Genomic DNA, 11939 nt, shown 5'->3' with positions numbered 1-11939 from the left:
ATCGCTAAGGTTAATGCAACGAATTCGCGGCTTCGGCGTTGGCACGGTGCGGAAACCGCTGCGGATTCACCTTTTCCTGTCGGCTTGCTCCGCAGCCTCTCTGCCGGTCGTTGTCGAAAAGAGTTGCGCCATGCGTTCCGCCTGTTTCCTTCCGCTGTTGATTGGCCTGGGCTCGATTGTTCTTGCCGCGCCGGTGCTGGCCCAGGGATACGGCTATGTCGAGCGGCAGGACCCGATGCTGCGCGCGGCGCAGGGCCGCTCCGGCTATGGCGGGGGCTTCATCGAGATGATGATGACCGGCCGCGACCCGACGCCGAATGGTCGCGCGGGCGCCGTCTACAACCGGCCCGGCGGCTATGCCTATGGGCAGCAGGTGGGCGCGCCTGCAGGCTATGGCGCCGATCCCTTCGAGCAGGGGCGCCGTCCGCGCGCCTTGCGGCAGGAGGCCTCGCTCGGCCAGCCTCTCGAGTCGCGATCCGGCATCCAGGGCGTCGTCGATCCGCGCTTCCGCAAGCAGGAGGTCGCCTATGACGGCCCGCACAAGCCGGGCACCATCGTGATCGATACCCCGCAGCGCTTTCTCTATCTCGTGCAGCCGGGTGGTCGCGCCTTGCGCTACGGCATCGGCGTCGGCCGGCCGGGCTTCTCCTGGGCCGGTGTGAAGACCGTGACGCGCAAGGCCGAATGGCCGAGCTGGACGCCTCCCTCCGAGATGCTGAAGCGCCGGCCTGATCTGCCGCGCTTCATGGCCGGCGGTCCGGAAAATCCGCTGGGCGCCCGCGCGCTCTATCTCGGTTCGACGCTCTACCGCATCCACGGCACGAACGAGCCGAACACGATCGGCCACGAGGTCTCCTCCGGCTGCATCCGCATGATCAACGACGATGTCGTCGATCTCTACGGGCGCGTCGGCGTCGGCGCGAAGGTCGTGGTGATGTGAGCGACGGCGGTTCTCAGGAACTGCCGATCAGGATGCCGGTCGCCAGCACCGCGAGGCCGCCCAGCACGATCTGGACGATCGCCGAAGTGAACGGCGTCTCCATATAGCGATAGCGCACCCAGGCTATGACGATGAGCTCGATCGTCACGATGACGCCTGCGACCGCCGTCGCCAGCCAGAAGTCGGGGATGAGATAGGGCAGGGTGTGGCCGAGCCCGCCGATCGCGGTGGCGATGCCGCAGGCCGCGCCGCGTACCCAGGGATGGCCGCGCCCGGTGATCATGCCGTCGTCCGACAGCGCCTCGGTCAACCCCATGCTGATGCCGGCGCCGATCGAGGCGGCGAGACCGACGACGAAGGCGTTCCAGGAATCATGGGTGGCGAAGGCGGCCGCGAAGATCGGAGCCAGTGTCGAGACCGAGCCGTCGATGAGCCCGGCCAGTGCCGGCTGGACGATCTGCAGGACGAACAGGCGCTTGCGCGTCTCCTCCTCCTCGTCGGCGGCACCTGAACTCTTGAGGTCCTCGCTGAGGGATTCGGCCATCCGCTCGTGCCCGCGCTCTTCCTCGGCAAGGTCGGCGAGGAGCTTGCGCGTCCCGGTGTCATGCGCGCGCTCGGCTGCGGCCGCATAGAAGCGGCTCGCCTCGACCTCCATCAGCGCGACGTGGCGCCGCGCCGCGTCGAGCTGGAGGTCCGCATGCAGCCAGATCGGATTGCGCTTCAGGAAGCCCTTCACGTCCTGCCGCGTGATCAGCGGCAGTTCCTTGCCGAAGCGGCTTTCATAGAGCGCGAGCAGGCGATGGCGGTGATCGTGCTCCTGCGCCGCCATATCCTCGAACATCTGGGCGGAATGGGGATAGGTGCCCCGCAGCTTCTGCGCGAAGGTCAGGTAGATTCGCGCATCCTCCTCCTCGCTGGAGATCGCGAGCGCCAGGATCTCGGCTTCGCTGAGTTCGTCGACACGCTTCATGATCGGCCTATAGATTAGAATTATTCTAACTCTAATCACCCGGTTACGTCGATGGAAGCCCCTGCAGAAAAAAAGCCCGCCTCGGAGGAGGCGGGCTTGTCGATGTCAGATACGAGGCGGAATCAAACCCAGCTGTCGTCGTCGGAGCCGCTGTCGAAGCCAGCGTCGCTGTCGTCATAGCCCTGGTCGTAATTGGCCTGCTCCAGAGCCGGACTCTGCTCGCCGCCGGTCGTGTCGGAGGCCTGGTCCACACGTGCCGGGTCGTCCGCTCCCTTGGCGTCGGCCGCCTGATCCTTGGCGCCCTGGTCGGAGGCCGCGGTCTTGGCGCCGGAGCCAAATCCGCCGACCGAGTTCGCCAGGCTGCTGGCCGCACCCGAACCGCCGCTGAAGGCGTTGCTGAGCACGTTGCCGAGCATCATGCCGCCAGCCACGCCGGCCGCCGTGGTCAGCGCACTCGCCATGAAGCCGCCGCCGCGAGCTGCGGGCTGCTGCGGCTGGCCGGACCAGGGACTGGGCGCCGCACCATATTGCGGTTGCCCCATTGGCTGCGGGGCCGCTGTCGGCTGCGTGTTCCAGGCCGAGGAGGGCTGCGCATCGGCGCGCTGCGGGATCGGCGGGACCGAGCCGCCGCGCGGCTGCGCCGGAGCGCCGCCGAAGATGCCGGACAGGAAGCCGCCGGCGGCCGGCGCAGGTTCGGGTGCCCTGTTCTGCAGCTCGCGCAACTGCGCCTGCAGGCTCTCGACCTGCTGATGCAGATTGGTGAGCGCCTGTTCCTGCACATAGACCGACTGGGCCATCGCGTAGGGCGCATAAGGCTGCTCGCGCAGGCGTTCTGCGATGAAGGCTTCGGCTTCCGGGTCGCGGGGCTGATTGGCGGCCTGCTTGAGCCGATCGAAAATCCCGGCGATCACGTCGCGTTCTTGCGGCGTCATCGTCTTCTCCTCTCGTTGCACGGCGCTGAAGTGCCGCAAGGAGAGAAGTGGGCTTGGGCTGTGACGGTATCAAGGCGCGGCATCGGGCCGCGCCTTGGCAACAGGCCGCAAACGGCCGGCAGGTCCGTCAGTAGGCAGATCCGTCAGTAGGTCGGCGTGTAGTCGTCATCGTCGGTCGGCGGCGCCTCGTCGGCGTCCATGCGCTGCAGCGTACCGCGGTTGAGCACGAGCACGTTCGTCCCGGTCGGCACGCGGCCATAGAGATCGATGATGTCCTGATTGAACAGGCGGATGCAGCCCGACGACACCGACTTGCCGATCGACCACGGCTCGGAGGTGCCGTGGATGCGGTACATCGTGTCGCGCCCGTTCTGGTAAAGATAGAGCGCGCGCGGGCCGAGCGGGTTGTCGAGGCCGCCCTGCATGCCGCCGGCCCAGGGGCCGTTCTTCTTGGGGTCGCGGCGGATCATGTCGGGCGTGGGAGTCCAGCGCGGCCACTCGGCCTTGCGCTGCACCGTGGCGCGGCCGCGCCACGACATGCCCTGCTTGCCGACGCCGATGCCGTAGCGGATCGCGCGGCCGCCCGGCTGGACGAGATAGAGGAAGCGGTTGTCGGTATCGACGACGATCGTGCCGGGATGCTCGCTCGTACGATAATCGACGACCTGACGCAGGAACTTCGGATTGACCTCTGAGATGTCGGTTTCCGGCAGCGGGAACTTCTCGTTCGGCTTCTCGCCATACATTTCGAGATATTCCGGGCTGATCGGATAGCGGCCCGGCGGCTGCTGCACCTCGAAGGGCTGCTGCCGCTGGCTCACGCAGGCCGCCAGGAAGAGCGGCGTCATCGCAGCGAAAAGCCGGCGTGTCGGCCGGGCGAGGGGAGAGGCGGCGGGCTTTTCGGAGGGCATGAAAAAGACTCTGTTCAAATGCGGGCGGTGACCAACGGGAATGCGAGGCCGCGGTTCCCTGCGCCCCTGCGCCATGCGTTTCAAGGTGGTCGAGGTGGCCGAGGGGTGGATTTCATGTGGCGGAAACATGGCCGGGCCGCAGTGTTGCCTTGAGGCAACGATCTGGCTGCTGCTAGATCGCCTCGGCCCGCATGCGGGCCATCAGCCCCAGCCGCTCGCGTGCGAACCATCGCCCGAGCATCAGCACCGAGACGATGGCCAGTGCCACGGCCAGGCCGATCCAGATTCCTCGCCCGCCAAGCGGCGTCAGGAAGCCCAGCGCGGCAGAGAGCGGCAGGCCGATGACCCAATAGCCGAGTCCGGCGAAGATCATCGGCACGCGCGTGTCGCCGAGGCCACGCAGGATCGAGGACCCGACGACCTGCGCGCCGTCAGCGAGCTGGAAGATCGCCGCGTAAAGCAGAAAGGTCATGGCGAGGTTCATGACCTCTGCCGAACCGGGGCGCGACGGGTCGAGGAACGGGGAGACGAGCAGCCCGGGAGCCAGCAGCATCAGCAGGGCGGTGCAGGCCATGAAGCCGAGCGCGAGGGTGAGGGCGACCGCGCCGGCCCGCCGCACGCCGTCCCGGTCGCCGGCACCGAAGGCGCGACCGACCCGGACCGTCCCGGCCTGACCGATGCCGAGCGGCACCATGAAGGTCAGCGAGGCGATCTGGATCGCGATCGCATGGGCGGCCAGCTGCGTCGCGCCCAGCAACCCCATCAGGAAGGCGGCGCCGTTGAACACGATCACCTCGAAGGCCACCGTGACGCCGATCGGCAGGCCGATCCGCCAATAGGCGCGGTAGCGCTGCCAGTCCGGCACCCAGAACCGGCCGAGCAGGTGATAGCGGCGGAAGCGGCGATCGAACGAGACGACGAGGGCCAGGCCGATGAACATCAGCAGCGAGGCCGATGCCGTTGCCAGCCCCGACCCCTGCAGGCCGAGCGCCGGGAAGCCGAGATTGCCGAACATCAGGCACCAATTGGCAAAGGCGTTGAACGGTACGGCAAAGAGCACGACCACCAGCGCCCAGCCCGGCCGCTGCAGCGAGGCGACGAAGCCGCGCAACCCGAGATAAAGGAAGAAGGGAAACAGCCCCCATTGCAGGGTGTGCAGATAGGACGCTGCGGCTTTCGCCAGCGCCTGATCCTGCCCCATCGCGGTGAGGATCGCCTCCGCCTGCCAGAGCGCCAGCCACATCGGCACGGCCATCGTCGCCGCGGCCCAGAAACCCTGCCGCACGGTGCGACGCACGTCGCGCACGGCATGTCGGTTGCGGCCAAGCTCGATTGCGGTCATCGGCGAGACGGCGGCCATCACGCCGATGCCGAAGATCAGGAAGGCCATGTAGAGGTTGCTGCCGAGCGCGCCGGCGGCCAGCGAATCCGGGCCGAGATGGCCCATCATCACGACGTCCGTCGCTGTCATCGCGGTCTGCGCGACATTGGTCAGCACCATCGGCCAGCCCAGCGTCAGCATGGCGCTGGCCTCGGCAAGCCAGGGGCGGGGGGCGGTTCGTGCGGGGTCCGTCGACATGGGGTGCCGCTTCTAGCCGCTAACCGGGGGGTGCGACAGTCGCCGTATGAGGGGGCGGATGCGCGCCGGGCGGGTCGACAAGGCGCGGAGCGGCCTGCATCTTGCCTCGCGGATCGAAGGAGGCATGACCGATGAGCACCAATCTGCGGATCGAGGAGGGGCGTCTGGTCTCACGGCTGGCGGAACTCGCGCACATCGGTGCGACACCGGAGGGCGGCTGCCGGCGGCTCGCCTTGACGGACGAGGACAGGCAGGGCCGCGACTGGCTCGTCGGACAGCTCGAAGGCCTCGGGCTCGATGTCCGCATCGATGCCATCGGCAACATCGTCGGTATCCTGAAGGGACAGGAGGATGGACCTGCCGTCATCATGGGCTCGCATATCGACACGGTGGGCACGGGTGGCCGCTTCGATGGCGCGCTCGGCGTCGTCGCCGGCGTCGAGGTGCTGGCGGCGCTGCGCGATGCCGGCCTCACGCCCAAACGCGACATGGCGGTCATCGCCTTCACCAACGAGGAGGGCGCGCGCTTTCATCCCGACATGCTCGGCTCCTATGTCTGGGCCGGAGGCATGTCGGTCGCGGCGGCGCATGCGGAGGTGGATTCCGAAGGCGTCGGCCTCGGCGGCGAGCTCCGGCGCATCGGCTATGAGGGGGCGGAAAGACCGGGCTTCCTCCCGGCGCATGCCTATCTCGAATGTCATATCGAACAGGGTCCGATCCTCGAGAACGAAGGCGGCGGCATCGGAGCCGTCACCGGCATCCAGGCGATCTGCTGGCTGGAGCTGACGCTGAAGGGGCGGCCGAGCCATGCCGGCACGACCCCGATGGCCTATCGCAAGGATCCGGGGCTGGCGGCGGCGCGGATCAACATCTTCGCCCATGAGCTGACGAAGACGATCCCGCACCAGCTCGCCAATGTCGGCGTGATCCGGGTGCAACCGGCCAACGTCAACGTGGTGCCGGAGACGGTGACGATGACGCTCGACCTGCGCAATCCGGACGATGCGTCGCTGGCGCAGGCCGAGGCGGCGGTGCGCAGCTTCTGCGCCGAGCTGTCGCAGCGCGACGGCATCGAGATCGCGTTCCGCGACCTGGCGCGCTTCCCCGCCACGCCGTTCGCAGAAGAGCTGATCGCCGAGGTCGAGCGCAGCGCCGCCGAGTTCGGCCTTCCCGTCCGGCGGATGATCTCCGGCGCCGGGCATGACGCGCAGATGATGTCGCGTCTCTGCCCGACCGCGATGATCTTCATCCCCTCCATCGGCGGGCTCTCGCACAACCCGGCCGAGTTCAGCACCGACCAGGATATCGTCGCGGGCGCCAATGTTCTGCTGAGCACCGCTTGGCGCGTTGCCAACGCCTGAGGACGAACAGAATGACCACGATCGCCTCCCTTTCCGCTGCCGAGCTCGGCCCGCTTTATGCCAGCCGCGAACTCTCGCCCGTCGAGGTCGCCAAGGATGCGCTGGCTCGGATCGAGCGCTTCGAGCCCGACATCAACGCCTTCGTCGTCCGCGACGACAGCGTCGCGCTGGCCATGGCCGAGGCCTCGCAGGCGCGCTGGCTGAAGGGCGATCCGCTCGGGCCGCTGGACGGCGTGCCGGTCACGATCAAGGACAACATCGCGGTGGCCGGCTGGCCGATGCGGCGCGGCTCGGCGCTGGCCTCCGACGCGCCGTCGCCCGAGGATGGCCCCGCGGCGGCCCGGCTGCGCGAGGCCGGCGCGGTCTTCCTCGGCAAGACGACGATGCCGGAATATGGCTGGAAGGGCGTCGGCGACTCGCCGCTTTCGGGCATCACCCGCAATCCGTGGAATACAGGCACCGGGCCGGGAGGCTCCTCCTCCGGTGCCGCCGCCTGCGCCGCGCTCAATCTCGGCTGCATCCATATCGGGACGGACGGGGCAGGGTCGGTGCGCATTCCTGCGGCCTTCACCGGCGTCGTCGGCTTGAAACCCAGCTATGGCCGCGTGCCGGCCTGGCCGATCTCGACGATGGGCTTTCTCGCCCATCTCGGACCGCTGACCCGCACGGTCACCGATACCGCGCTCGCCATGAAAGTGATCGGCCAGCCCGACGAGCGCGACATGACGGCGATGACGAACCGGCCGCCGGATTACGTCGACGGGCTGAAGGGCGGGGTGCGAGGCCTGCGCGTCGCTTGGTCGCCGCAACTCGGCCTCGACGTGCCGGTCGACCCCGAGATCGCCGCGCTGACCCGCGCCGCTGCCGGTGCCTTCACCGAATTGGGCGCTATCGTCGAAGAGGCGGAGCCTGGTCTTGCCGATCCCATCGAGACTCTGACCACTTTGTGGGCAGCGGGTGCCGCATTGGCCCTGCGCGGGGTCGATGCGCAGGCCCGCGACCGCATGGATGCGGGCCTCGTCGCCGTCGCGGAATTGGGCGAACGCATCCCTGCATCGGCCTATGTCGAGGCACTGCTCAACCAGCGCAACGCGTTGGCGCTCCAGATGGCACGCTTCCACGCCCGGTACGATCTTCTGCTGACACCGACCTTGCCGCTGCCCGCCTTTGCCGTCGGCCGCAACACCCCGGCGGATGGCGGCTATGGCGAGGATTGGACGCGCTGGACGCCGTTCACCTATCCCTTCAATATCACCCAGCAGCCGGCCGTCTCGGTCCCCTGTGGCTTGACCGCTGCCGGTCTACCGGCGGGGCTTCAGATCGTCGGGGCCTTCGGCAAGGATGCCCTCGTCCTGAGGGCGGCTGCCGCGCTTGAACAGGCGCGCCCCTTCGCGCGGGTCGATGTGCCGGTCAAATCGGTTTAACCCCTGTTTTTTTAAGCTTCCTCCTTCCCGGGGGGCAGAACAGGTAAGGCGCCGGATTCGGGCGCCTTTTTCCTTTTGGCATGAACCGTGCAGATGCCGAGGCGGGCCTGACGGGCTGCTTTGGCGTGTTGTCAGCGAGTAATTTTCTGCCCAAACTCGCGCCAAGGCCGCCCGGCTAGAGGCTGCCGCTTCAGGGGAGTGAATGATGGATCGCAGGACTTTTCTCAAATCCGCGACCGGTGCGGGCCTGGCTGCCGCATCCGGCGGGCTGGCGATGCCGGCCCTGGCTCAGTCGGCCGGCAAGACCCTGCGCTTCGTGCCTCAGGCCAACCTTGCCAATTTCGACCCGATCTGGGGCACGCAGTATGTGGTCCGCAATGCCGCGGCCCTCGTCTGGGATACGCTCTACGGCGTCGACTCCAAGTTCCAGCCGCAGCGCCAGATGGTCGAGAGCGAGGAGGTTTCCTCCGACGGCCTGACCTGGACCTTCAAGCTGCGCTCCGGCCTGAAATTCCATGACGGCTCCCCGGTCACGTCCAAGGACGTGGTCGCGAGCCTGGTGCGTTGGTCGGCGCGCGACCCGATGGGTCTGATGCTGCGCGCCATCCAGGTCGAATTGTCGCCCGTGGACGAACGGACCTGGAAGTGGGTGCTCAAGGAGCCCTATCCGAAGATGCTGCTGGCGCTGGCGAAGAACAACTCGCCCTGCACCTTCATCATGCCGGAGCGGATCGCCAAGACCGACCCCTTCACGCAGATCACGGAATATATCGGCTCCGGCCCGATGAAGTTCCTGAAGAGCGACTGGGTCCCGGGCGCCAAGGCGGTCTTCGAGAAATTCGCCGACTACAAGCCCCGCAGCGAGAAGGCGGACTGGCTCGCCGGCGGCAAGAACATCCTCGTGGATCGCATCGAATGGGTCATCATTCCGGACGCGGCGACCGCCGCCGCCGCGCTCCAGAGCGGCGAGGTCGACTGGTGGGAGACCCCGCTCGCGGATCTGGTGCCCACGCTGCGCAACCACAAGGACATCAACGTCGACATCGGCGACCCGCTGGGCAATATCGGCGCCTTCCGCATGAACCACCTCTTCCCGCCCTTCAACAATCCGAAGGTGCGGCAGGCGGTGCTGACAGCGCTGAACCAGGAAGATTACATGCGCGCCGTCGTCGGCGACGACGACAAGCTCTGGAAGGCGCTGCCCGGCTTCTTCACGCCCGGCACCCCGCTCTATACCGAGCAGGGTGGCGACATGCTGAAGAAGCGCAATGTGGCCGAGGCCAAGAAGCTGCTGGCAGAGTCGGGCTACAAGGGCGAGCCGGTGGTCTGCATCGTGGCGCAGGACATGGCGGCGACCAAGTCGATGGGCGACGTCACGGCCGAACTGCTCAAGAGCATAGGGATGAAGGTCGACTTCGTGGCGACCGACTGGGGCACCGTCGGCGCCCGCCGCGCCCAGAAGACCCCGCCCGACCAGGGCGGTTGGAGCATGTTCCACACCTGGCACGCCGGTGCAGACTGCGTGAATCCCGCCTCCTACACGGCGATCCGCGCCAATGGCGACAAGGCCTGGTTCGGCTGGCCGAACGTGCCGGCGGTCGAGACCGAGGTGACGAACTGGTTCAAGGCCAAGGACCTGGCAGAGGAGAAGGCTGCGATCGGCCGGCTTAACCAGGCGGCCGTCGAGAACGTGGTCTATGCGCCGACCGGTTTCTATCTGAGCTACCAGGCCTGGCGCAAAAACGTCTCTGGTGTGGTCAGCGGACCGCTGCCCTTCTTCTGGGACGTCTCCAAGGCGTGACGCCTTCTCCGGGAGCGGGCAAGCCCGCTCCCGGCGCGGAGCCGCGACGGTTCCACCATCCTGCACAGACCGCGGCCCGTGCGACGACGGACCGCGGTTGCTAATTTCAGAGAGGTCTGCCCGCCCATGCTTGCATTCGTCGTCAGGCGCATCGTCACAACCATCCCGGTGATGGCCTTCGTTGCGCTGTTCGTGTTCTCGCTGTTGTATGTGGCGCCGGGGGACCCGGCCGCGATCATCGCCGGCGACCAGGCCTCGCCGGCCGATGTCGAGCGCATCCGCGCCAGCCTCGGCTTGGACCGGCCCTATCTGGTGCGCTTCGGCGAGTGGACCTGGCGCGTCGTGCAGGGGGATCTGGGCACCTCGATCTTCACCAACCTGCCGGTGACCGAGTTGATCCGCCAGCGCATCGAGCCGACGCTTTCGTTGATGATCCTGACCTTGATCTTCGCGGTGGTGATCGCGGTGCCGATGGGCGTGATCGCCGCCTGGAAGGCGGGGAGCTGGATCGACAAGAGCGCGATGGCCTTCGCCGTCTTCGGCTTTTCCGTGCCGGTCTTCGTCGTCGGCTACCTGCTCGCCTGGGTCTTCGCGCTCAAGCTCGAATGGCTGCCGGTGCAGGGCTATACGCCGATCTCGAACGGGCTCTGGCCCTGGTTCAGGAACCTGATCCTGCCGGCCATCACGCTGGGGCTGGTCTATATCGCCCTCATTGCGCGCATCACCCGCGCCACCATGCTCGAGGTGCTGCAGCAGGATTACGTCCGCACCGCCCAGGCCAAGGGTGTGGCGCAGAAGGACGTGCTCTTCCTGCATTCCCTCAAGAACGCGGCGGTGCCCATCGTCACCATCATCGGCATCGGCATCGCGCTGCTCATCGGCGGGGCGGTGGTGACCGAGAGCGTCTTCGCCATTCCCGGCCTCGGCCGCCTCACCGTCGACGCCATCCTGCGCCGTGACTACCCCGTCATCCAGGGCGTCGTCCTCATGTTCAGCCTGGTCTACGTGCTCGTGAACCTGCTGATCGACCTGACCTACACCCTCGTCGACCCGAGGATCCGGTATTGACCATGTCAGCTCCCGCCGCCTCCGCACCTTCGCTTCCTGCCGCCACCGAGCCGGCCAAGCCCGCCACCCTCGGCGGCAGCGCGCGATTCTGGCGCTATCTGCGCCGCCACCCCTCCGTCGCCATCGGCGGCGGCCTGCTCGTGCTGATGGCGCTGGTCGCCATCGTCGCACCGCTGCTGGGCACGGTCGATCCGACGGCGATCTCGCCGGCCCGGCGCACCCGGGTTCCCTCCGAGCTCTACTGGTTCGGCACCGACATGCTTGGCCGCGACGTCTATTCCCGCGTGATCTACGGGGCGCGCGTCTCGCTGATCGTCGGCTTTTCCGTCGCGATCTTCGCCTCGGTGGCGGGGCTTGCGATCGGCCTCGTCGCCGGCTTCGTGCGCTGGTCGGACGGCATCATCATGCGCATCATCGACGGCATGATGTCGATCCCGCCGATCCTGCTCGCCATCGCCCTGATGGCGCTGACTCGCGGCTCGATCGGCAACGTCATCCTGGCCATCACGGTGGCCGAGATCCCGCGCGTCGCGCGCCTGGTGCGCGGCGTCGTGCTGTCGCTGCGCGAGCAGCCTTATGTCGAGGCGGCGGTGGCAAACGGTGCGCGCGTACCGCGCATCATCTTCCGCCACATCCTGCCCAACACCTTCGCGCCGATGAGCGTGCAGGCGACCTATATCTGCGCCAGCGCCATGATCGTCGAGGCGATCCTGTCCTTCATCGGCGCGGGCGTGCCGCCCTCGATCCCCTCCTGGGGCAACATCATGGCGGAGGGCAGGGCGCTCTGGCAGGTGAGGCCGCACATCATCCTGTTCCCGGCGATCTTCCTCTCCATCACCGTGCTCGCCGTGAACCTCCTCGGCGACGGTCTCCGAGACTCGCTCGATCCCCGGATCGCAAAGAGGCTTTGACGGGTAACCGGCCGCGCCGATGGGCGCGGCCGTCCTGCCGGC

10 protein-coding genes are annotated in these 11939 nt (G+C 67.5%); 6 read left to right on the top strand and 4 right to left on the bottom strand.

Annotated features, from left to right (window positions below; translation table 11 throughout):
* Positions 1–235: 235 nt before the first annotated feature.
* Positions 236–940, top strand: a complete 705-nt coding sequence (locus BW981_RS03220) for a L,D-transpeptidase (RefSeq protein ID WP_076436790.1) — start codon at positions 236–238, stop codon at positions 938–940.
* 13 nt (positions 941–953) lie between these two features.
* Here the strand turns inward: BW981_RS03220 and mbfA are convergent, their stop codons facing one another.
* The 4 genes from mbfA to BW981_RS03200 form a co-directional block, all read right to left on the bottom strand.
* A complete protein-coding gene (gene mbfA / locus BW981_RS03215) occupies positions 954–1910 on the bottom strand; it encodes an iron exporter MbfA (protein ID WP_076436123.1) in 957 nt (318 codons plus the stop codon).
* 122 nt (positions 1911–2032) lie between these two features.
* On the bottom strand, positions 2033–2842 hold the full coding sequence (locus tag BW981_RS03210; protein ID WP_076436121.1) for a DUF2076 domain-containing protein: 810 nt from the start codon (positions 2840–2842) through the stop codon (positions 2033–2035).
* 143 nt (positions 2843–2985) lie between these two features.
* On the bottom strand, positions 2986–3753 hold the full coding sequence (locus tag BW981_RS03205) for a L,D-transpeptidase (RefSeq protein WP_244560199.1): 768 nt from the start codon (positions 3751–3753) through the stop codon (positions 2986–2988).
* A gap of 172 nt (positions 3754–3925) precedes the next feature.
* On the bottom strand, positions 3926–5332 hold the full coding sequence (locus BW981_RS03200) for an MATE family efflux transporter (RefSeq protein ID WP_076436119.1): 1407 nt from the start codon (positions 5330–5332) through the stop codon (positions 3926–3928).
* A gap of 131 nt (positions 5333–5463) precedes the next feature.
* Between BW981_RS03200 and BW981_RS03195 the strand changes: the two genes are divergently transcribed.
* The 5 genes from BW981_RS03195 (at position 5464) to BW981_RS03175 (ending at position 11897) form a co-directional block, all read left to right on the top strand.
* A complete protein-coding gene (locus BW981_RS03195; protein ID WP_076436117.1) occupies positions 5464–6693 on the top strand; it encodes a M20 family metallo-hydrolase in 1230 nt (409 codons plus the stop codon).
* Between the two features lie 11 nt (positions 6694–6704).
* Positions 6705–8117: an amidase gene (locus tag BW981_RS03190; protein WP_076436115.1), complete on the top strand. Its 1413-nt coding sequence runs from the start codon at positions 6705–6707 to the stop codon at positions 8115–8117.
* A 205-nt stretch (positions 8118–8322) separates the two neighbouring features.
* The gene (locus tag BW981_RS03185) at positions 8323–9918 is read left to right on the top strand and encodes an ABC transporter substrate-binding protein (protein WP_076436113.1); all 1596 of its coding nucleotides are present in this window, start codon (positions 8323–8325) and stop codon (positions 9916–9918) included.
* A gap of 126 nt (positions 9919–10044) precedes the next feature.
* Positions 10045–10986 (top strand): ABC transporter permease, encoded by a 942-nt coding sequence (locus tag BW981_RS03180; RefSeq protein WP_076436111.1) that lies wholly within the window; start codon positions 10045–10047, stop codon positions 10984–10986.
* 2 nt (positions 10987–10988) lie between these two features.
* A complete protein-coding gene (locus BW981_RS03175) occupies positions 10989–11897 on the top strand; it encodes an ABC transporter permease (RefSeq protein WP_076436109.1) in 909 nt (302 codons plus the stop codon).
* Positions 11898–11939: the final 42 nt, after the last annotated feature.

This window comes from Allobosea sp. TND4EK4, from assembly GCF_900156025.1.
Lineage (GTDB): Bacteria > Pseudomonadota > Alphaproteobacteria > Rhizobiales > Beijerinckiaceae > Allobosea.
Note: the sequence above shows the minus strand (reverse complement) of the source record. Positions and strands in the feature narration are given on the sequence as shown.

Coding starts and splice junctions, on each gene's coding strand:
- BW981_RS03220 (WP_076436790.1), top strand. CDS start 236: ATGCTGCGCGCGGCGCAGGGCCGCTCCGGCTATGGCGGGGGCTTCATC.
- mbfA (WP_076436123.1), bottom strand. CDS start 1,910: ATGAAGCGTGTCGACGAACTCAGCGAAGCCGAGATCCTGGCGCTCGCG.
- BW981_RS03210 (WP_076436121.1), bottom strand. CDS start 2,842: ATGACGCCGCAAGAACGCGACGTGATCGCCGGGATTTTCGATCGGCTC.
- BW981_RS03205 (WP_244560199.1), bottom strand. CDS start 3,753: ATGCCCTCCGAAAAGCCCGCCGCCTCTCCCCTCGCCCGGCCGACACGC.
- BW981_RS03200 (WP_076436119.1), bottom strand. CDS start 5,332: ATGTCGACGGACCCCGCACGAACCGCCCCCCGCCCCTGGCTTGCCGAG.
- BW981_RS03195 (WP_076436117.1), top strand. CDS start 5,464: ATGAGCACCAATCTGCGGATCGAGGAGGGGCGTCTGGTCTCACGGCTG.
- BW981_RS03190 (WP_076436115.1), top strand. CDS start 6,705: ATGACCACGATCGCCTCCCTTTCCGCTGCCGAGCTCGGCCCGCTTTAT.
- BW981_RS03185 (WP_076436113.1), top strand. CDS start 8,323: ATGGATCGCAGGACTTTTCTCAAATCCGCGACCGGTGCGGGCCTGGCT.
- BW981_RS03180 (WP_076436111.1), top strand. CDS start 10,045: ATGCTTGCATTCGTCGTCAGGCGCATCGTCACAACCATCCCGGTGATG.
- BW981_RS03175 (WP_076436109.1), top strand. CDS start 10,989: ATGTCAGCTCCCGCCGCCTCCGCACCTTCGCTTCCTGCCGCCACCGAG.